The sequence below is a fragment of the Macrococcus armenti genome (assembly GCF_020097135.1).
GTDB lineage: Bacteria > Bacillota > Bacilli > Staphylococcales > Staphylococcaceae > Macrococcoides > Macrococcoides armenti.
Genome location: NZ_CP083608.1, coordinates 454,629 through 474,957 on the forward strand (window position 1 = coordinate 454,629; position 20,329 = coordinate 474,957).

The 20,329-nt window shown below is 36.0% G+C and carries 21 protein-coding genes and 1 riboswitch; of the genes, 17 read left to right on the forward strand and 4 right to left on the reverse strand.

Going from position 1 to position 20,329, the window contains the following annotated elements; genetic code table 11:
- Positions 1-21: 21 nt before the first annotated feature.
- Positions 22-128, forward strand: a riboswitch (SAM riboswitch).
- A gap of 72 nt (positions 129-200) precedes the next feature.
- Genes LAU42_RS02510 through LAU42_RS02520 form a run of 3 tightly spaced genes read left to right on the forward strand, consistent with a single transcriptional unit; the run spans position 201 to position 2,730 of the window.
- A complete protein-coding gene (locus LAU42_RS02510; RefSeq protein WP_224184716.1) occupies positions 201-1,217 on the forward strand; it encodes a methionine ABC transporter ATP-binding protein in 1,017 nt (338 codons plus the stop codon).
- Positions 1,207-1,872, forward strand: a complete 666-nt coding sequence (locus LAU42_RS02515) for a methionine ABC transporter permease (protein WP_224184125.1) — start codon at positions 1,207-1,209, stop codon at positions 1,870-1,872. Before LAU42_RS02510 ends, LAU42_RS02515 begins: the two co-directional genes overlap by 11 nt.
- 15 nt (positions 1,873-1,887) lie before the next feature.
- A complete protein-coding gene (locus tag LAU42_RS02520) occupies positions 1,888-2,730 on the forward strand; it encodes a MetQ/NlpA family ABC transporter substrate-binding protein (RefSeq protein WP_224184126.1) in 843 nt (280 codons plus the stop codon).
- Positions 2,731-2,765: 35 nt separating this feature from the next.
- Here LAU42_RS02520 and LAU42_RS02525 read toward each other — a convergent pair whose 3' ends face one another.
- The gene (locus LAU42_RS02525) at positions 2,766-3,308 is read right to left on the reverse strand and encodes a TetR/AcrR family transcriptional regulator (protein WP_224184127.1); all 543 of its coding nucleotides are present in this window, start codon (positions 3,306-3,308) and stop codon (positions 2,766-2,768) included.
- 140 nt (positions 3,309-3,448) lie between these two features.
- Here LAU42_RS02525 and LAU42_RS02530 point away from each other — a divergent pair, with 140 nt between their 5' ends.
- The 10 genes from LAU42_RS02530 to LAU42_RS02575 all read left to right on the forward strand — a co-directional run bounded on the left by LAU42_RS02530 (position 3,449) and on the right by LAU42_RS02575 (position 13,671).
- Entirely contained in the window at positions 3,449-4,099 is a 651-nt protein-coding gene (locus tag LAU42_RS02530; protein WP_224184128.1) for an HlyD family secretion protein, read from the forward strand.
- A 12-nt stretch (positions 4,100-4,111) separates the two neighbouring features.
- Complete coding sequence (locus LAU42_RS02535) at positions 4,112-5,869, forward strand: DHA2 family efflux MFS transporter permease subunit (RefSeq protein WP_224184129.1); 1,758 nt, start codon at positions 4,112-4,114, stop codon at positions 5,867-5,869.
- Positions 5,870-5,948: 79 nt separating this feature from the next.
- Complete coding sequence (locus LAU42_RS02540; RefSeq protein WP_224184130.1) at positions 5,949-6,479, forward strand: ribonuclease FAU-1 family protein; 531 nt, start codon at positions 5,949-5,951, stop codon at positions 6,477-6,479.
- 78 nt (positions 6,480-6,557) lie between these two features.
- Positions 6,558-7,292, forward strand: coding sequence for a TatD family hydrolase (locus LAU42_RS02545; protein ID WP_224184131.1), 735 nt, complete (start codon positions 6,558-6,560; stop codon positions 7,290-7,292).
- Between the two features lie 9 nt (positions 7,293-7,301).
- Complete coding sequence (locus LAU42_RS02550) at positions 7,302-8,180, forward strand: LysR family transcriptional regulator (RefSeq protein ID WP_224184132.1); 879 nt, start codon at positions 7,302-7,304, stop codon at positions 8,178-8,180.
- Positions 8,180-8,836 (forward strand): GTP pyrophosphokinase, encoded by a 657-nt coding sequence (locus LAU42_RS02555; protein WP_224184133.1) that lies wholly within the window; start codon positions 8,180-8,182, stop codon positions 8,834-8,836. Before LAU42_RS02550 ends, LAU42_RS02555 begins: the two co-directional genes overlap by 1 nt.
- 112 nt (positions 8,837-8,948) lie before the next feature.
- Positions 8,949-10,151, forward strand: coding sequence for a sugar efflux transporter (locus LAU42_RS02560; protein ID WP_224184134.1), 1,203 nt, complete (start codon positions 8,949-8,951; stop codon positions 10,149-10,151).
- The gene (locus LAU42_RS02565) at positions 10,148-10,630 is read left to right on the forward strand and encodes a DUF456 domain-containing protein (protein ID WP_224184135.1); all 483 of its coding nucleotides are present in this window, start codon (positions 10,148-10,150) and stop codon (positions 10,628-10,630) included. The genes LAU42_RS02560 and LAU42_RS02565 overlap by 4 nt, the downstream gene beginning before the upstream one ends.
- 458 nt (positions 10,631-11,088) lie before the next feature.
- On the forward strand, positions 11,089-11,562 hold the full coding sequence (locus LAU42_RS02570) for a DinB family protein (protein ID WP_224184136.1): 474 nt from the start codon (positions 11,089-11,091) through the stop codon (positions 11,560-11,562).
- 72 nt (positions 11,563-11,634) lie between these two features.
- The gene (locus LAU42_RS02575; RefSeq protein WP_224184137.1) at positions 11,635-13,671 is read left to right on the forward strand and encodes a cation:proton antiporter; all 2,037 of its coding nucleotides are present in this window, start codon (positions 11,635-11,637) and stop codon (positions 13,669-13,671) included.
- Between the two features lie 33 nt (positions 13,672-13,704).
- On the opposite strand, the gene pflA is transcribed toward LAU42_RS02575, so the two are convergent.
- Together pflA and pflB are read right to left on the reverse strand one after the other, a co-directional pair.
- The gene (gene pflA, locus LAU42_RS02580; protein ID WP_224184138.1) at positions 13,705-14,460 is read right to left on the reverse strand and encodes a pyruvate formate-lyase-activating protein; all 756 of its coding nucleotides are present in this window, start codon (positions 14,458-14,460) and stop codon (positions 13,705-13,707) included.
- A 35-nt stretch (positions 14,461-14,495) separates the two neighbouring features.
- A complete protein-coding gene (gene pflB / locus LAU42_RS02585; protein WP_224184139.1) occupies positions 14,496-16,745 on the reverse strand; it encodes a formate C-acetyltransferase in 2,250 nt (749 codons plus the stop codon).
- A 247-nt stretch (positions 16,746-16,992) separates the two neighbouring features.
- On the opposite strand from pflB, the gene LAU42_RS02590 reads away from it, so the two are divergent.
- Both LAU42_RS02590 and corA read left to right on the forward strand, forming a co-directional pair.
- Positions 16,993-17,433 (forward strand): GNAT family N-acetyltransferase, encoded by a 441-nt coding sequence (locus LAU42_RS02590; protein WP_224184140.1) that lies wholly within the window; start codon positions 16,993-16,995, stop codon positions 17,431-17,433.
- A complete protein-coding gene (corA, locus tag LAU42_RS02595) occupies positions 17,426-18,385 on the forward strand; it encodes a magnesium/cobalt transporter CorA (RefSeq protein ID WP_224184141.1) in 960 nt (319 codons plus the stop codon). Before LAU42_RS02590 ends, corA begins: the two co-directional genes overlap by 8 nt.
- A 98-nt stretch (positions 18,386-18,483) precedes the next feature.
- Here the strand turns inward: corA and LAU42_RS02600 are convergent, their stop codons facing one another.
- Entirely contained in the window at positions 18,484-18,996 is a 513-nt protein-coding gene (locus LAU42_RS02600) for a cupin domain-containing protein (RefSeq protein WP_224184142.1), read from the reverse strand.
- Between the two features lie 102 nt (positions 18,997-19,098).
- On the opposite strand from LAU42_RS02600, the gene LAU42_RS02605 reads away from it, so the two are divergent.
- Both LAU42_RS02605 and LAU42_RS02610 read left to right on the forward strand, forming a co-directional pair.
- Positions 19,099-19,965 carry a DUF5068 domain-containing protein gene (locus tag LAU42_RS02605; protein WP_224184143.1) on the forward strand — a complete coding sequence of 289 codons (867 nt, stop codon included), beginning with the start codon at positions 19,099-19,101 and terminating at the stop codon, positions 19,963-19,965.
- Positions 19,966-20,021: 56 nt separating this feature from the next.
- Positions 20,022-20,318, forward strand: coding sequence for a hypothetical protein (locus LAU42_RS02610; protein ID WP_224184144.1), 297 nt, complete (start codon positions 20,022-20,024; stop codon positions 20,316-20,318).
- Positions 20,319-20,329: the final 11 nt, after the last annotated feature.

Here is a 20,329-nt window from a genome sequence, read left to right on the forward strand (position 1 = left end):
TATGTAAAACAACTTAATAATAATTTATCAAGAGAGACAGAGGGATATGGCCCGATGAAGTCTCAGCAGCGGACTCTACTACAGAGCACTGTGCTAAATCCATCAAGCATTAGCTTGGCAGATAAATGTTGAACGTATAACACTCATTTAGCTCAAGCTATGTGAGTGTTTTTTTATTTGAAGGAGGAGGAAAAATGGGCATAATCGAAATTCAGGATGTTACGAAAGTATATACTACGAAAAAAGGTGAAGTTCATGCACTGAATCATGTGGACTTAACGATTGAGAAAGGACAAGTATTTGGAATTGTTGGTTACTCAGGTGCAGGTAAATCAACTTTGCTGAGATTAATAAATCGTCTGGAAAAACCGACGACAGGGAATGTTATCGTAGAAGGTCAGGATATTACGACGATAAGAGAGAAAACATTGAGAAAAAGACGTCAGAATATCGGTATGATATTTCAGCAATTTAACTTATTTAAATCAAAAACGGTAGGAGACAATATTAGATATCCGCTTAAATTATCAAAGCGATATAACAAATCAGAAATCGAATCAAGAGTTGATGAGTTGTTAAACTTTGTTGGTTTAATTGATAAAAAAGATGATTATCCAAATCAACTCTCAGGAGGGCAGAAGCAGAGAATAGGGATAGCGAGAGCACTTGCAACAGAACCGGATATATTACTCTGTGATGAAGCAACGAGTGCGCTTGATCCTGAAACGACAGATGATATATTAAACTTACTGAAGAAAATAAATGAGAGACTCAATATTACAATTGTCATTATTACACATGAGATGGAAGTCGTTAAAAAGATTTGCGATGAAGTTGCTGTAATGGAACACGGCAAAGTCGTAGAACAGAATAAAGTATTTGAACTGTTCACTTCGCCAAAGCATCCTGTTACGAAACGATTTGTTCATAGCGTATTAAATGATGATATACCTAATGAAATTAAAACATCAGATCGTAAATTATACCGTTTTATTTTCAGTCATCAGCAAATCTTAAAGCCGGCACTCAGTCAGGTCGGTCGACAGTTTGGGGTTGATTTCAATATTTTGTATGGTGGTATAACCGAGTTAACTGATAGATTATTTGGGAATTTGTTAATCGAAGTGATAGGATCATCTTCTAATATTGATGCAGCGCTGAATCAATTACGTGAATTTAAAATTGATATAAAGGAGGTAGAAGGATTTGAAAACTGATATTACAACATTTTATCCAGTTATTATCGAGCAGACGATCAACACATTAATCATGGTGGTGATTACATTATTCTTTGCAGTACTGATTGGGCTTCCACTCGGAATATTACTTTATGCGACTGCAAAAGGTAATATACTGGAAAACAAGTTTGTGAATGGTATATTAAATGCACTGATTAATACGATCAGGCCCATTCCATTTATCATCTTCCTTGTCGCATTAATCCCGGTTACGAGATTTTTAGTTGGAACATCAATTGGAATATGGGCAGCGATTTTCCCGATGACACTCGCAGCTTCATTATCCATCGCACGTATTGTAGAAAACAATATTGTATCTGTAGATAAAGGTGTGATAGAAGCAGCAGAAGCAATGGGGTCAAGCAAGTTCGATATATTATTTAAAGTACTCATACCTGAAGCTGCGGGTGCTTTAATATTAGGTTTAACATTTACGACTGTATCACTAATTGAATTCTCGGCAGTAGCAGGACTCGTTGGAGCTGGCGGTATAGGTTACTTGGCATTTACATATGGTTATCAGAGATTTGATGTATTGATTATGTTTATTACAGTCGTCATACTAATCATACTCGTTCAGATTACACAATTTATCGGTAATAAATTTGCAAGCATATATACAAATAGACTATAAAAGGGAGCAATGAACATGAAAAAATTATTCGTATTATTATTAAGTTTAATCGTTGTACTGGCAGCATGTGGGAGTAAGGAGAGTAAAGAAAAAACTGTGAAGATTGGTGTCACTGGCGTAGACTCTAAAGTTTGGGAAGTAGTGAAGAAAGAAGCAAAGCAGGAAGGTATTAATATTGAATTTGTAGAGTTTCAAGATTACACAGCACCAAATAAAGCATTGAATGAAGGTGAAATTGATTTAAACGCATTCCAGCACTTTGCATTTTTAGATCAGTTTAAAAAGGATCATAATCTTGATATTTCAGTATTAGGTACGACAGTATTTGCACCACTTGGCGTATATTCAGAAAAAGTAAAATCAATTAAAGATATTAAAAAAGGAGATACAATTGCTATTCCTGACGATGTAACAAACCAGGCACGTGCGTTACGTTTGCTTGAAGCAGGAGGATTAATAAAGTTATCAGATGACTTTGGATTGTTTGGTGGTCCGGAAAAAGTTAAAGAAAACAAACTAGATATTAATATTAAACCAATTGATGCACAGCAAACACCACGCGTGTTACCAGATGTTGCAGCGAGTATTATCAATAACGGTGTTGCAGCACGTGCTGGTTTAAATCCTAAAAACGATCCAATTCTCCTTGAAGATTCAAACAGTAAAAATGTTGCTCCGTATATTAACGTTATCGCTGCACAAACGAAAGATAAAGATAATAAAACATATAAGAAAATTGTAGCATTGTATCATTCAGATAAAGCGAAAGACGCCTTAAAGGAAGACACGAAAGATGGCGAGATTCCTAAAAACTTAAATGCAGACGAAATTAAGAAAATTGAAGACAATCTGAAATAAATAATAGAGGTGTAAGACATTTGTCTTATACCTCTTTATCGATTTATTTTAAGTATATTATTATAAATAATCGTACTGATTACTTCAGGCGGCTCCGGGCAGTCATTTTGCAACCAGAAATATAACACCCCGAACTGACCACCGATCGTATAGCTGACGAAATAATCAGGATATTGAAGCGTCGTACTTGTTTCCAGAACATTCATATAGTTTGTACGCCAGTTTGAAAGTAGTTTCTGGGTAAAGTTCTGTGCTGGATGAAGTGTAAGTAGCACACGAAAGAATTGTCGGTGCTTATAAATATATTCAATCGTATGCGTTAAATATTTTTCAACAGAAGGTCGCTTATCTTTCGTTAAATGCAAATTTACAAAATCTTCATTTAATATTACTTCTAACTGCATGATATGGCTATCAATCAAACTATCCAGTAAAGCATATTTATCATCGAAGTATGCATAAAACGTCGAGCGATTAATCTGTGCTTCTGTACAAATCATCTTTATTGTAATTTCTCTGAAACGATATGTTTCCATCAACTGAATTAAGCTAGTTTCGATTAACTGTTTTTTATCCATATATATACTCATTTCTTCTTATTTAATAGTAGTAGTGCATTTATTTTACTCAATTTCCGACAAATTCACAATTATTGTTGGTTGAATGTTTATGAAATCCTACTATAATATTCTTTATGTAAAAAGGGAGGAAATTATAAATGAAGAAATTAGTAATGATTAATATTTTAACGTTAGTTATTTTAGCAGTGTTAGGTATTGTGGGCTTTCACTTCTATGATGAAGCAACAAATTATGTGAAAACAGATAACGCAAAGGTAGATGGTGATCAGATTGCAATTGCAAGTCCAGTAGCAGGAAAACTGATTACATTCGATAAAAAAGTTGGGGATACGTTATCAAAAGACGATAAATTAGGTACAGTTGCAGGTGCAGGTCAGGATGGCGCGCCTTCTAAAGTAGAATTAACGATGCCACAGGATGGTACATTAGTTAAGAAGCAAGCAACTGAAAACGGATTTGTAGGCGCAGGTACACCAATTGCATACGCATATAATATGGATAAATTGTTCGTAACTGCAAACATTAAAGAAACAGAACTTGATGGCGTTAAAAAAGGTCAGAAAGTAGATGTTTACGTTGATGGCTATAAAGATACAACATTAACTGGTAAAGTTGAACAAATTGGTTTAGCGACAGCTTCAAGTTTCAGCTTATTACCATCATCAAACGGTAACGCAAACTTCACTAAAGTAACACAAGTCGTTCCAGTTAAGATTGAACTTTCAAAGGATAAATCTTTAGATATATTACCAGGAATGAATGTAACTGTACGCATTCATAAAAATTAAGGAGGTTATATTATGACCTCGATGATTATTCTATATAGTATCTTCTCGATACTTACATTTATTGTCGTAAACAGATTGTTACTGCGACGTAATAGAAAAAAAGCAGCGCCTGTTAAACAGGCAGCAAAAACGTATACACCGATAACAAAAAAAGATGACGCTATTGCAAATGAAACAGCAGAACATCAACAAGTATCTGATGCACCGATTGATGTGAATCGTCCTGTACACGAGCAGGTGAAAAAACCTGAAGCGCTCGTTACTTTCGAAAAAGGAATTACACTGGCTAAAATTATTACAGCACTTATGGCCGGTATGTTCGTTGCGATATTGAATCAGACGTTAATTAACGTTGCATTACCGATAATGATTAATGACTTCAGTATTTCAACAGCGACAGCACAATGGTTAACGACTGGATTTATGCTTGTTAACGGGATACTCGTACCTGTTAGTGCATATTTGATTCAGAAATTCACATATCGACAGTTATTCCTGTTTGCAATGATTTCGTTTACGATTGGCTCTGTAATTTGTGCGATTAGTACAAACTTCCCGTTAATGATGACAGGACGTGTCATTCAGGCAGTGGGCGCCGGAATCTTAATGCCGCTAGGTACGAATGTATTTATGACAGTATTCCCACCTGAAAAACGTGGGGCTGCAATGGGGATGATGGGGATTGCTTTCATTTTAGCACCGGCTATTGGTCCGACTTTAACTGGATGGGTTATTCAGAACTACCATTGGAACGTCATGTTCTACGGAATGACAGTTGTCGGTATCATTTCTATTATTATTGGAATGTTCTGGTTTAAAATATATCAACCACTTAGCAATCCAAAACTTGATGTCCCGGGCGTTATATTCAGCTCGTTAGGTTTCGGTAGTTTGCTATATGGTTTTTCAGAAGCAGGTAATAAAGGCTGGGATTCAACGATCGTAATCTTAACAATGGTAATCGGATTAATCTTTGTCGCATTATTTGTATATAGAGAAATTACGATGAAAGCACCGATGATGGATCTACGTACGCTTAAATATACCGGCTTCTCATTCACATTACTTATCAACGTTATTGTTACGATGAGTTTATTCGGTGGGATGTTATTATTACCGGTATATTTACAGTCAATCCGTGGCTTCTCTCCACTGGATTCAGGATTGCTCTTATTACCAGGATCGTTACTGATGGGTGTTATGGGGCCGATATCAGGACGATTACTTGACAAGTACGGTATTAAACCGATTGCAATCTTTGGGTTACTCATTATGACATATGCGACATGGGAATTAACGAAACTGAGCATGGATACGTCTTATAAGACAATTCTCGGCATTTATGTTTTACGTTCATTCGGAATGAGTTTTATTATGATGCCGATTATGACTGCAGGTATGAATGCATTACCACAGACGATGATTCCTCATGGAAATGCAATTAGTAATACAATCAGACAACTCGCTGGTTCTATTGGAACTGCGATATTAGTTACAGTAATGACACAACAAACAACAGCACATATTGGAGACATTGCAAATTCACTGGATAAAACACATCCTGAAATCTCAGGACAATTTGTTGAAATTGGACGTAGTGTCGGTTCACAAGAAGCAGGTAGTCAGTATGTGATGGGTTATCTGCAAAAATTCGCAACGATTAATGGAATAAACGATGCATTCTGGGTTGCGACTGTATTAAGTGCACTTGCATTAATATTATCGTTCTTCTTAAAAGGAAAAACACATTACAGTCCGAATAAACTTTAATTAAAAATAAACAAGTAAGGCAAAATGATTTGTCATACTTGTTTATTTTTATATAATAAACAATAAGGAGTGAGACGATATGAAGACGAAATATATTGATAAAAGAAGCTGGCGTCGTCTCTTAAAGCAACGTTATAAAGAAATTCGTATTAGAGATGATTGGTTTGATGGGATTGTAGGAGAAATTCAGATGATAAAGGTAAAATCTCCGCTTGAAATTAAAATCATTGATCAAGATATTATTGTTGCCGATAATGGTTACAAATGGCTGCAAATATTACCGAAAGATAAACATTATAGTTTAACAGTAATGTATGATGCGACTGATGCGCCGTTACAATATTATTTTGATATTAACGAGGAGAATATACTGGAGCTTGGTCAGGCAAGAACGCATGATTTATATTTAGATGTTCTCGTATTACCTGATGGTCGTTATGAACTCGTTGACGAAGAGGATGCGAAACGTGCCCTGAACAAAAAGGTTATTACCCAGGCACAATATGACTTTGCATATAAGACGGCATATGAAGTGATGGATGAAGTGCGTGCAAACTTTACATACTTTGTACAACTTGCAAACCAGTGCAAGACAGCGATTGAAAAATAGAGAAATAATTATGAAAGCGTACTCGGACATTTATTGTTCGAGTCTTATTTTTAATAGTTAGAAATTGGAGGAATGTATATGATTGACGCACATATTCATATCGATCAGTATTCAGACGAAGCAATTCAGAATATGTTGCAGCAAGATATTATTTTTATCGGAGTAGCGATGGACTATAAAAGTTGTATGCGGCTGTTAGATTTGCAGTCAGAACGCATTCATATCGCATTTGGTTACCATCCGGAGCAGATAATACATATGGATGAAGTGTATCGTATACTTGAACTCATTGATGTACATCACGATAAGCTCACTGCGATTGGTGAAATTGGACTTCCTCAATATTTAAGACGGGAAAAACCTTCAATTGATATGGAACAATATATACACGTGCTTGAACTGTTCATTGAAAAAGCAGCGCAATATCAACTGCCTGTTGTATTACATGCTGTTTATGATGATGCATTAATTGCATTACAACTTCTGAAAAAACATCATATTAAGCGTGCGCACTTTCATTGGTTTAAAGCAAGTGATGACGTGATGGCACAAGTTCTTGAAAGTAGGTATATGGTAAGTGTGACACCAGATATATTATGGAACGAGAAGACGAGAAAAGTGGTTGAAATGTTTCCGTTAACGCGTATTATGGTAGAAACGGATGGGCCATGGCAGCACGAAGGGTTTGAGGTAACAGAGATTAAAGCGCAAATTTCTGCTATAATGGTGGAGTTACAGAAGATACATCAAAATTGTGATGTAAAGTCAATTATAAACCGTAATACGAAAGCATTTTATCATATTGAAGATTGAGGATTACCGATGAAAATTGATGATTACAGATTACTAGTTGCACTTGATGAAGCAGAAACTTTACGTAAAGCAGCAGAAATGTTATATATTTCTCAGCCTGCTGTCAGTCAGAGACTTAAAACGATTGAAAACGACTGGGGTACAGAAATTTTTATAAGAACGAAGAAGAAACTTATCGTCACAACACATGGTGAAGTGATTATTAACCACGCCCGTAAGATGCTGAAAGAAGAAACAAACTTAAAAGAAATGATTCATTCATCTGAAGGCATCATAAATGGTAACTTATCAATCGGGGTATCTTCTCTGATTGGTCAGACTGTCTTACCGAAAGTACTGGAACGTTTCGTACAGGACTATCCGAACGTTAAAATTCAGCTGCAAGTAGGTTCCAGTACGCGCATTATGAATAACAAGCATGATTTTCATGTGTCTGTTATTCGTGGAACGAAAATAATGAACTTGACGAATGAACGTTTAATGCGTGAAAAACATTATTTTATATATCCGAAACATAAGTTAGATCTGCTTGATACGTTACCGATGATTGAGTTTCAGGCCGATCCTGTATATTTAAAGGAAATTGAAATGTGGTATACAGAACTATTCAATAAAGAGTATGCACCGCAAATAAAAACAGATCAAATTGCAACGTGTAAAGCACTTCTCTTAAGTGGTGTAGGGATGACAGTATTGCCTGAGATTGTTGCAGAAGATATTAATCGGGAAGAATTTGAAGTACAGCTTGTTCAAGTTAATGAACAGGAGTTACTAAGGGATACATATATTAGTTTCGAAAACGATATACTGAGCTTACCGCAAGTGAGCGCGTTTATTACGATGTTAAAAGAAGTTGTGAGTGAATTAAAGATTGGAAGCGATGAATAATGGAAATAGATAAAGTAATGGAACGTATTGAAGATCAGTCAGAACTCATAAAACTTGTTGAAGATTTTTCATATTTATTCAAAGAGTATGAGATGGGGTTACTGGAATTAAAAAGTGATATAGAGATTATTGATCTGGAGTGGCAGGCAAAATACGGATATTCGCCATTTGAACATGTGAAGACGCGTATAAAATCTCCGTTATCATTAAAGGATAAGTTAAAGCGTAAAGGTATCGATTATAGTTTAGAAAGTATTCAGCAAAATATATTCGACATTATCGGTGTAAGAATAGTAACGACGTTTGAAGATGACGTGTATAAAATATACGATATATTAAATGGGCGTAATGATCTGCGTATAAAACGCGTCAAAGATTATATTAAAAATCCGAAACAAAGCGGCTATAAGAGCCTGCACTTAATTGTTGAGACAGAGCTTGTATTATCAGAAGGCGTGAAATGGGTACCCGCCGAAATACAGATTAGAACGCTTGCGATGGACTTCTTTGCATCTACTGAACATAAACTGCAGTATAAATACAATACGAAGAAACTGAGTGACAGTATACGTCAGGAATTACGTGAAGTTGCTGATGTATCAAGTGTATTAGACCGCAAGATGACGGAAGTACGCAATACAATTATGATGGATTAAAGTGTTCCGAACATGAACAGCAAATCGTTTGTGTTCGGATTTTTATTTCCACAAAAATGATAAATTTCATATATAATAAATAATACGAAGTAAAAAGAAAAGAGTGTATATTATGTTTCGTGATTTACTCACAATAAAAAACTATAAATTATTCTTGATCAATATGGTTATACTTGGTATGGCACTTGCGATTACAGTTCCATTCTTTGTGCTGTATGCGACGCAGGAACTCGGTATGACAAGAGGAATGTATGGTGTGATGATGGCATTATTTGCACTTGCCGGATTCACGGTGAATACGATTGTCGCCAGATTTTCTGATAGACCAAATTTTAACCGAAAACGCATGATTATATTTGCAGTGCTGATGGCATCTATCGCATTCAGTACATACTTCTATATTGATAATCCGATTCTATTTATAATGATCTATGTTTTCTTCGGGGGAATGGCAGCACCAGCTATGCCTCAACTATATGCATCCGCACGAGAAAGCATCAATGTATCGGCATCTAGTAAAAATGCAGTATTCGCAAATACATTGCTACGTTCAATGTTTAGTTTCGGATTTCTTTTCGGACCACTTGTCGGAACGATATTACTTAAAAAGTTTGGGTTTGCAGGGATATTTGGTGGGACAATTGCTTTATATGTTGTAGTATTATTATCATTTTTATTCTTTTATGAAGATATTAAAGTAGAAAAGCCAGCATATAATAAAGGACGCATTGAACCTGTTGCGCCAAACTTGTTGAAAGATATGTACTTGCTTATTCCATTTTTAGCATTTGTATTCCTGCATATCGGACAATGGATGTATACGCTGAATATGCCACTCTTTGTAACTGAGTATTTAAAAGATGACGAAGCGAATGTTGGGTATTTAGCGAGTTTGTGTGCCGGACTTGAAGTACCGTTTATGATTATACTCGGAATGCTTGCAAGCAGATTTCAGACACGTACATTACTGATGATCGGTGCAGTGTTTGGCGGAGGATATTATTTCTCAATCGGCGTGTTTGACGATGTTACTGCGATGCTCCTCGGACAAATTTGTTTGGCATTCTTTTTAGCGATACTGCTAGGATTAGGTATCAGCTATTTTCAGGATATACTACCGGACTTTCCGGGATATGCATCGACGCTGTTTTCTAACGCTATGATTGCCGGTCAATTACTCGGTAATTTACTCGGTGGTGTTATGAGTGATATTGTCGGACTCGGTAATGTATTTTTCGTATCATCAGCGTTTGTACTCATTGCATTTGTATTATTAATATTCACGAAACCCGTGAAGATGGAGGATATAGTATGACGATTCTTTTATGGACTATCGTTATTTTAAGTTTTATTGCAGCATTCGTTGGACTTGTAGTTCCGATATTACCAGGCGTACTGTTAATGTGGATTGGATTTTTCATGTATCACTTTGGTATTAACGCTAGTGAACTCTCATGGTTTTTCTGGATAGCAATGATTACGTTAACTGCAGTAACACTCGTTAGTGATTATGTAGCAGGCAGTTACTTTGTTAAGAAATTTGGTGGCAGTAAGGCAGGAGAGTTTGCAGCAGCAGTCGGAATGCTGATTGGAAGCTTCTTATTCCCACCGCTTGGTATTATTGCAGTACCATTTATAGTAGTACTATTTGTAGAGCTCTATTTACAAAGGGATGTCGCAAAAGCATTTAATGCAAGTGTTGGATCTCTATTAGGATTTTTAACGAGTACTGTCGCGAAGTTTTTAATATTGATTATCATGATCATCTGGTTCGTGCTAGATGTGGTGATATAGGAAGATTGTAGTTTATACTACAGTCTTTTTTATGAATCAAGTAGGCTCATAAAAAATAAACATGATCCAAGATGAGAAAACAGTGAGGTGGCACGTAAATGAAAAACACGTGCCACTTTGAAGTTCAACCAGGTAGAAATAAGAGTGAAGTGGCACGTAAATGAAAAACACGTGCCACTTTGAGGTTCAACTAGGTAGAAATAACAGTGAGGTGGCACGTAAATGAAAAACACGTGCCACCTTGAGGTTCAACCAGGTAGAAATAACAGTGAGGTGGCACGTAAATGAAAAACACGTGCCACTTTGAAGTTCAACTAGGTAGAAATAACAGTGAGGTGGTACGTAAAATAAAAAACACGTGCCACCTTATCAAACCCAACACCACAAGTCAAAATGTTTCATTATCATCATTTCGTGGGATATAATAATTAAATCAAATTGATATAGGAGGAACTTCAATGTTTCGTACAAAAAATGACTTTTTAACTCAGTATCGCCAGGAAGGTGAAACTACTTTAGCTTGTATTCGTGAATTAACGGATGAATCTTTATCTCAGGCGGTGTCAGAACTTGATAGAACGTTAGGGGAAATCGCATGGCATGTTGTTCAGAGTATGATCGTTTTTGGAGAGCGTGCAAACCTGAAATTAGATGGTTTATCACTTGAAAAACCGATGCCTGAAACACAAGATGAATTATTAAGCGAAGCAGACAAAATCTTCAATCAGACTTTATCTGAGTATGAAGCGGATGTAACAGATGAGAACTTAAATGACGATGTGGACTTCTTCGGTCACAATATGGCGAAGGGTGCTTTACTTTACGCATTCATAACACACCAAACACATCACCGTGGGCAGATGTCAGTGCTTATGCGTCAAGCCGACGTAAAAGTACCTGGTATTTATGGTCCATCAAGAGACAGCGAGTAATTAACATAATGTGAACTGTATGATATGTACAGTTCACATATTTTTTATATAGAAGTGTGAGGTGATGAGCTCTTGGAGAGTTTTATTATTATTTTAAGTTTAGTTTTTGCGGTTATTATTTCGACGGTTGTGCATTTTTACTTTCCTAAAGTGCCGCTCGCATTTATTCAGATTGGTGTCGGCTTATTAATTTTTTTAACGCCGATTCCATTAGATGTAGAGTTTGAACCTGAGTTGTTTTTAATTGGTATCATTGCGCCGTTATTATTTCTGGAAGGATATCATGTTTCCAGACTTTACATGATTAAATATTTAAAGCCGATTATTCTAATGGCGCTTGGTTTAGTTTTTACGACTGTTATCGGCTTAGGTTATATTACACACAGTATGATGCCTTTCTTGCCGATTGCGGCATGTTTTGCAATCGCAGCGATTATTTGTCCGACAGATGCAGTCGCTGTTCAGGCGATTGCTAAAAACAAGAAACTGCCGAGAGGGTTAATGACGATTTTAGAAGGGGAGTCTCTGTTAAATGATGCGGCTGGTATCCTGAGTTTTAATATTGCGCTTGTAGCACTTACAACAGGCCAGTTTTCAGTTTCAGATTCAATTAGCAAGTTCTTTATTTCGTCTATCGGTGGTTTAATTATCGGTCTTGTTATCGGTTTAATCTTCGTTCAGATTAGAGTTCAATTAGTACGAAAAGGTTTTGAGAATGAATATGTATTTATTCTAATACAGTTACTCACACCGTTTGTTATTTATATGGCTGCTGAAAGTATTCATGTATCTGGTGTAATTGCATCTGTTATTGGTGGGATTGTTCATGGTATAGAGCGAGATCGTCTGTCACAAGCAACGACAAGATTACAGCTCGGCTACAATAACACGTGGGGATTGCTTTCAACCGTGCTGAATGGTTTCGTGTTTACGTTATTAGGATATTTAATTCCACAAGTAACACTTGCGCTAATTGAACACGAGCAAACCGGGATATTATCAACGATGAAGTATATGTTTATTATCGCGATACTCGTTTATGTATTTCGTTTTATATGGGTGTTTGCATTATATAATATGTTCTATATTCCGGAAAGTCGCTTTGAACGTGTTTTAAAGCATGAAGATGTCAACACTTATGAAGTCCGCCCGAATCGCTTTAAATATGCACTCATCGCTACCGTTTGTGGTGTGCATGGAACAATCTCTATGGCAATCGCCCTTACAATCCCACTTGAAATTATGAATGGGGAAGTTTTTAATTACAGAGATAATTTACTGTTTATTACTGCAGGTGTTGTCGTAATTAGTCTTATCGTTGCGCAAGTATGTTTGCCGTTACTTACAAAAACAGATGATAGTGAAAGTGAACAGTCACACTTAAACTTTAGAGAAGCATATATATTAATAAAAGAATTTGGAATGAAACATATTCATAAGCAAACAACGCCTGAAAACAGTATGATTGCCGGAAACTTAATACGTCAGTATACGATGCAGGTTGGCTTCTATAGTGAGGTGAATGACCGTGATTATAATCCGAAAGAATTCGAGCAGCTGCATTCAATTGCACTTGAAACAGAAATGAAAACACTTGATGAACTCGTCGAACAGGGAGAAATCTCTCAAAGTGCATTTAATAACTATGTTCAGTATATTGAGCGTACGAAAATATTTGCATCTACTAGTTTCTTCAAAAGGTTATTCTTCTTAATTCGTATGCATAAACGTCGTAAATCATTTGTTAATCGTATGAATCAGGCAAGTTCATTATCGCTTAAAAACAGTTTAATTGAAATACAGAAGATTGCATCTCGCGTACATTATAATGTCGTACAGCGATTATCGGAAGAAGTGACGAGAGAAAATCGTATTGAAGTCGCACTTGTTTCAGATAATTATTTAAACCGTGTGAATCAAATTAAACGAAATGCTACTAACGAAAAGATTGACGATGATGAAACGCTGTTCGCACTTGATGTTTTAGCAGCAGAAAAAGACATGATCGTTAAACTCGTAAATAAAGGAAAAGTCAGTCGGGAAGTAGCAGTTGAACTGAGACAGGCACTAAATTATGACGAGATGATGTTACTGGATATGAATGAATAATAAAAAGAGGCAGACCGTTATCGGTCTGCCTCTTTAGGCATTCAGGGGAGTTCTGCCTTTAAAGTCTACGTATTCATATGCTTGTTTCACTGCTTCATCTGACGGTGCTTCCACTCCTTCTAACGGATACTTAATGCCGAGTGCTTCCCACTTATGCACACCAAGTTGGTGATAAGGGAGGATTTCAAACTTTTCTACGTTTTCTAAACTATTGATGAACTGACCGAGCTTGATGAGGTCTTCTTTATCATCGGTAACACCAGGCACTAACACATGTCTTATCCATACGGGTTGTTTTCTGTCAGATAACATACGGGCGAATTTTAATATATGGGTATTGGGTTTTCCGGTTAAACTTAAATGTTTTTCGTTATCAATGTGTTTAATATCGAGCAGAAATAAATCAGTATGTTCCTGTACGGGATTAAAGTGATTCATAAATGCGGGCGTTTCATTGAAACATCCTGCTGATGTATCAATACAAGTATGAATGCCTTCTTCCTTTAATCTTTTGAACAGTTGTTCTATAAACGGTAACTGGAGCAGTGGCTCTCCGCCACTGATCGTTACGCCACCGCCTGAAGCATTGAAGTAGGGGATGTAAGGCACAATTTCTTCAACCATTTCTTCAGCTGTCATTTCGCGTGAAGGTGTTCCAATTTCCCAAGTATCAGGATTATGGCAGAACTGGCAGCGAAGCAGACATCCTTGTGTAAATAAGATGTAGCGTAAACCAGGTCCGTCAACCGTCCCTAAACTCTCGATTGAATGTATATGTCCTTTAATCATTTAAATCCCCATCCTTCTTGTTAATACTTATATCATTACATTTTTTCGTGGAATGTTCTAGAAATAACATCCAGTTGTTGTTCACGAGTTAATTTAATAAAGTTTACAGCATATCCTGATACACGGATTGTAAGTTGTGGATATTCTTCTGGGTGTTCCATTGCATCAAGTAAAGTTTCTCTGTTAAATACGTTAATGTTTAAGTGGTGACCGTGCTGCATTGCGTAACCATCTAATACTGCAACTAAGTTAGATTGCTGTGCTTCGTCTTCTTTACCTAAAGATTTCGGTACGATTGAGAATGTATTAGAGATACCATCTTTACAGCAGTCGTATGGTAATTTTGCAACTGATGATAATGAAGCAAGCGCACCTTTAGTATCGCGTCCATGCATTGGGTTAGCACCTGGTGCAAATGGTTCACCAGCTTTACGTCCATCAGGTGTGTTACCAGTTTTCTTACCATATACAACGTTTGATGTAATTGTTAATACACTCATTGTATGTTCAGAATCACGGTAAGTTTTATGTTTACGTAATTTCGCCATAAATGATTCAACAAGTTCAACTGCGATATCATCTACACGTGGATCGTTGTTTCCGTATTGAGGGAATTCACCTTCAGTTTCAAAATCAACGACAAGTCCATTTTCATCACGAATTGTTTTTACTTTTGCGTATTTAATTGCTGATAAAGAGTCAGCAGCAACTGAAAGGCCGGCAATACCTGTAGCCATCGTACGGATGATTTCAGTATCGTGTAATGCCATTTCAATTCTTTCGTAGCTGTATTTATCGTGCATGTAGTGAATAACGTTTAATGAGTTAATATATACGCCAGCTAACCATTCCATCATTTGATCGAATTGTTTATATACAGTGTCATAATCTAAAATTTCATCAGTAATCGGAGCGAAGTTTGGACCAACTTGTGCGCCAGACTTTTCATCTACACCACCGTTAATCGCATATAATAAAGTTTTCGCTAAGTTTGCACGTGCGCCGAAGAACTGCATTTGTTTACCGATCTTCATTGCAGATACACAACATGCGATACCGTAATCATCGCCGTAGCTTTCACGCATTAAATCATCGTTTTCGTATTGAATTGAGCTTGTTTTAATACTCATTTTTGCACAGTATTTCTTGAAGTTCTCAGGTAAGCGTGTAGACCATAATACAGTTAAGTTTGGTTCTGGTGCCGGACCTAAGTTATCTAATGAATGTAAGAAACGGAATGAGTTCTTTGTAACAAGTGGGCGACCGTCAATACCAACACCACCGATAGATTCAGTTACCCAAGTTGGGTCTCCAGAGAATAATTCATTATAGTCTGGTGTACGTGCAAATTTTACTAAACGTAATTTCATAATGAAGTGGTCAATAATTTCCTGTACTTCCATTTCTGTAATTGTACCTGCTTTAAGGTCACGTTCAGCATAAATATCTAAGAATGTAGATACACGACCTAAACTCATTGCAGCACCGTTTTGTTCTTTGATTGCTGCAAGGTATGCAAGATAAGTCCATTGAACTGCTTCTTTAAAGTTTTCAGCCGGACGACTTAAATCGAATCCATAAATTTCACCTAACTGTTTCAATTCGTTTAATGCACGGTATTGCTCAGAAACTTCTTCGCGTAAACGGATGATATCTTCACTCATTACACTAGATAAGTTGTGGAAATCTTTTTGTTTTTCTTTCATTAAGAAATCTACACCATATAATGCTACACGACGATAGTCACCGATAATACGTCCACGTCCATAAGCATCAGGAAGACCTGTAATAACACCAGCTTTACGACAAGCTAACATTTCTTTAGAGTAAGCGTCGAATACACCTTGGTTATGTGTTTTACGGTAATCCGTGAAGATGCGTTCTGTTTCAGCATCTAATTCATAACCATATGCTTCACACGCAGCTTTCGCCATACGAATACCACCGAACGGTTGCATAGAACGTTTGAATGGTTTTTCAGTTTGAACACCTACAATTGTTTCTAAATCTTTGTTTAAATATCCTGCATCGTGAGAAGTAATTGTAGATACTACTTTCGTATCCATATCCCACATGCCACCGCGTTCACGTTCTTCTTTAGAGAGCTGCATTACTTGATCCCAAAGTTTTTTCGTAGCTTCAGTTGGACCAGCTAAGAATTCATCTTTACCATCATATAAAGTGTAGTTCAGTTGGATGAATTCACGTACGTCGACACGTTTGTTCCATTTTCCTGATTTAAACCCTTCCCAAGCATTTGTTCTTTTTGTCTCTTCTTTAAACATATAAATCCCTCCAGATTTTATTGTTCATCAATTCACAATTTAATTATAACAGAAATCTGTGAAATGCATCACAAAAAAATGAAAACGTTTAAAAAAATTCAAAATCCCTTAATTACAGTATTTTAACTGTGATGATACAGTGAAAAAATATTAAAAAAGATATATAACAGATGTAAAAAGTGTTAAGAATAAAGATAAATTGTAGTGCATATAGTTGATTAATTGTACAATAGTGAAGGTGATAAAAATGCATGAAATTTTTTACGATGACCCTTATATAGAAACGATTGCACGTATACATGAACATATTCAAAAAGACTTTGACAGCAGTTATAATACATCTCAACTGGACATTGCACTCCGTACGGAATCGATTCGCTTATTAATGCAGCATAACAAAGACCGAATCTTTATTATGGAAGAAGACGAACTCATTGCATTTATATGGTTTAACATGTCAGATAAAACACATATAAAGTCTCTCTACGTATCTCAGCGATACCGTAAAAGAGGAATTGCAATACATCTCAAACAATTTGTAGAACAACTTTCCTTACAGAACGGTATTCATTATATATATGGAGATGTACACGAAAAGAATAAAAGTATGCGCTACATTAACGGAAAATTAGGGTATAAAAGTAACAATAACAGAATGTATAAAATATTAGAGGTGCCAAATGATTAGAACACTTTACGTGGATGAAGCAAACGTTGTACATACGTGTGATCATCCAATCGATATTGATATTAACGCGAAATTTATGTGGGTCGATATGAGCATTCCGACAGTTGAAGAAAATCTACTGCTCAGCCAATACTTTCACTTTCATCCGTTATCTATTGAAGATGCGATTTCTGTAAAACAAAGACCGAAATATAAAGAGTATGAAGATTATTTATTTTTTGTATTTCATGCGATTGATTTAAAAACGATGAAACCAGAAGAAATAGATATATTTATAAATGACCGTATGATGGTGACTTATCATAAAGAAAGCTCGGAAGAAGTAGATAAAGTATGGAATTTTATGCTGAACAAGAAAGTTAGTGAGAAAATTACGACACGAGAAATTATGTACAGAATATTAGATGCAATCGTCGATAATTATTTCCCGTTCGTATATGACCTGGAAGAGAAAGTATTCTCTTTTGAGGATAGACATTCCGTAAATATATCAACAGAAGAGTTAATAGATGAGACATTTGAATTGAGAGAAGACCTTTTGCTTATTAGAAGAACTGTATTACCGATGAAAGATTTAGTTTATCGATTGCTGGAAGGGCGTATATTACTACTCAGTAAAAAACAGAAGATCTTTCTGCACCATATTAACGACCATCTGATCAGGCAAGTGGAGATGATTGAATCTTCCCGTGAGATGACCGCAGATATCAGGGATAACTATATATCACTGAACTCATTTAAAATGAACAATATCATGAAGATTTTAACCATTTATTCCGTGATTTTTATGCCATTAACTTTAATTGCAGGAATTTATGGAATGAACTTTGACGTTATGCCAGAATTGCATTACAAATATGGTTATTTAATCGTCTGGATTGTAATGATTGCAATCACACTCGGTATGATCGGATATTTCAGAAAAAACATTGGTTTTAATATACTTAAATAAGTGATAGCACATGCAAAAACCGAACAAATACGATAAATCAAAGTGTGATTTATTAGTTTTGCTCGGTTTTTGTTTGTAGCAGTCAGAGCTTCTAACGTTTAACCCCCTCGAACTGTACTGCACTGGTAAATATTATGCCATTCTTTAAACATCGGTCCTGTATCTCCGTAAACAGGGTCTGTTGCTGGCAATGCTACAGCGTTTATAACGCTATTCATTTTATTGATATCCTCATATGCTGTTAAAGTGTCTACATTACGGTCGTCAGGATATGCACCGACTACTTTAAAATCATCGCTTTGTTCTAATCGTTTATGACCATATCCAGCTGGCAGCAGTAATACGTCACCGCGTTTTACTTCGATTCGCTGACCATGCTCTCCACCAATCATCAATAGTGCATCGCCTTGCTTAACACCAAGCACTTCATGCTGATTCGGGTGAAAATGATGGTAGTCAAATACGCCGTTTGTCCATATATTTTTCCAGTCATTTTCTTTAAATATACTTACAAAATCCGTCTCCTCAGTCTGATATACAATTACAGGTAATATCATATGATTCGGAGTGGATGGTGATGTAGGTGCATGAATAATTTTATACTTCATCATATAACCTCCTTTTTTTAGTATACCCATCTGTAAGTAGGTTAATACAATATCTTTTTCGTTAATTATGTTAAAATATTTGTATATAGCGAAGGTGGGATTGTATTGAAGTATGTAACAACTGCGGCACTTGCTGGCACACTACTGCTCAGTGCTTGCGGGAATAAAGATTCTGATTTAAAACAGTCAGTTGAGAAGTTGAATTCAGAGAAAGAAAAGCTTTCAAGTGAATATAAATCTTTGAAGGAAGAAAATGATAAACTCGATGAAAAAATAAAAGAAAACGAAGATAAATTAAAGGAAATAGAAGAAAAGCGTGAAAAGGAAATTAAAGAACAAATCGAAAAAGAAGAGGCTGCAAGAAAGTTAGAACAGGAAAAAAAGGCTACGCTAGAAAAAGAGAAAAAAGCTGAAGCACAACAAAAGCAAAAGAAAGCACAAAAACTCCTCAAACAAAAAACGATGCCGAATATGATTGAAGCGTCTACGAACGGCAAACCGTCAGTTGTAAAATCTATTGATAACGTAAATTTAAAACTTATCGATAATGGTATAGAGAGTAAAGTGAACCGTATACAAATTTTTAAAATATCAAATATGCCTAAAAAGCAAGTACTTGTATTTAATGGTGCAACGACTGGTTATGCATTACTATACGAAGTACAGACGAAGAATACGAATAAATCGAAAGTCACGTATAACAATAATGGGAAACTTGTCATCGGTGAGAAAGAAATTTACTCTGATGCAAATGCATTTATTCCTCAGGAACTACAGGAAACTACGATGAAAAGTAGCAATGCGTATAATGAATACGCACCTGGTGAAGAAACTACAAGTTATAAATCTATTGCGATTGACGAAGCAACTTACAATACATTATTAAAGAACGGTGCGAAACTATACTTAATCGGTGGTTCGTCCGCTCAAAATGGAAACGAACTATTATCGCAGCCGTTCAGCATTTCATAATGTTTTTATAAGCGTATTTTAGGGAATAGTACTTTAAATATAATTGAGGTGATAATATGCATGAAGAGAAGTTTGTATTAATAGAAGGAACAATGATGACGCTTGTTGACATTGCAAGAGAGCTCGAACATATTACAAATTATACAGTTAAGGACACATTTGGAGATGTAGACCGTGTTGTTGCACAGAAACCGAACTTTGATCAGGATTATGACACTTATATTGTGAACTATCAGTTTAATGAAAGTACAGATGAAACGGATGTAACAGTTACGGTACCTAAAGGTGATAAATCACAATTAAAAACGGATAAAGTTAAAATCCGACTTATATCTTATAAAACGAAAAGTTAAGCCTTAGCCAA

Excerpts from the sequence above, each read along its gene's own strand:
- LAU42_RS02520 (WP_224184126.1), top strand. The coding sequence starts at position 1,888 with ATGAAAAAATTATTCGTATTATTATTAAGTTTAATCGTTGTACTGGCA.
- LAU42_RS02525 (WP_224184127.1), bottom strand. The coding sequence starts at position 3,308 with ATGGATAAAAAACAGTTAATCGAAACTAGCTTAATTCAGTTGATGGAA.
- LAU42_RS02530 (WP_224184128.1), top strand. The coding sequence starts at position 3,449 with ATGAAGAAATTAGTAATGATTAATATTTTAACGTTAGTTATTTTAGCA.
- LAU42_RS02535 (WP_224184129.1), top strand. The coding sequence starts at position 4,112 with ATGACCTCGATGATTATTCTATATAGTATCTTCTCGATACTTACATTT.
- LAU42_RS02540 (WP_224184130.1), top strand. The coding sequence starts at position 5,949 with ATGAAGACGAAATATATTGATAAAAGAAGCTGGCGTCGTCTCTTAAAG.
- LAU42_RS02545 (WP_224184131.1), top strand. The coding sequence starts at position 6,558 with ATGATTGACGCACATATTCATATCGATCAGTATTCAGACGAAGCAATT.
- LAU42_RS02550 (WP_224184132.1), top strand. The coding sequence starts at position 7,302 with ATGAAAATTGATGATTACAGATTACTAGTTGCACTTGATGAAGCAGAA.
- LAU42_RS02555 (WP_224184133.1), top strand. The coding sequence starts at position 8,180 with ATGGAAATAGATAAAGTAATGGAACGTATTGAAGATCAGTCAGAACTC.
- LAU42_RS02560 (WP_224184134.1), top strand. The coding sequence starts at position 8,949 with ATGTTTCGTGATTTACTCACAATAAAAAACTATAAATTATTCTTGATC.
- LAU42_RS02565 (WP_224184135.1), top strand. The coding sequence starts at position 10,148 with ATGACGATTCTTTTATGGACTATCGTTATTTTAAGTTTTATTGCAGCA.
- LAU42_RS02570 (WP_224184136.1), top strand. The coding sequence starts at position 11,089 with ATGTTTCGTACAAAAAATGACTTTTTAACTCAGTATCGCCAGGAAGGT.
- pflA (WP_224184138.1), bottom strand. The coding sequence starts at position 14,460 with ATGATTAAAGGACATATACATTCAATCGAGAGTTTAGGGACGGTTGAC.
- pflB (WP_224184139.1), bottom strand. The coding sequence starts at position 16,745 with ATGTTTAAAGAAGAGACAAAAAGAACAAATGCTTGGGAAGGGTTTAAA.
- LAU42_RS02590 (WP_224184140.1), top strand. The coding sequence starts at position 16,993 with ATGCATGAAATTTTTTACGATGACCCTTATATAGAAACGATTGCACGT.
- corA (WP_224184141.1), top strand. The coding sequence starts at position 17,426 with ATGATTAGAACACTTTACGTGGATGAAGCAAACGTTGTACATACGTGT.
- LAU42_RS02600 (WP_224184142.1), bottom strand. The coding sequence starts at position 18,996 with ATGATGAAGTATAAAATTATTCATGCACCTACATCACCATCCACTCCG.
- LAU42_RS02610 (WP_224184144.1), top strand. The coding sequence starts at position 20,022 with ATGCATGAAGAGAAGTTTGTATTAATAGAAGGAACAATGATGACGCTT.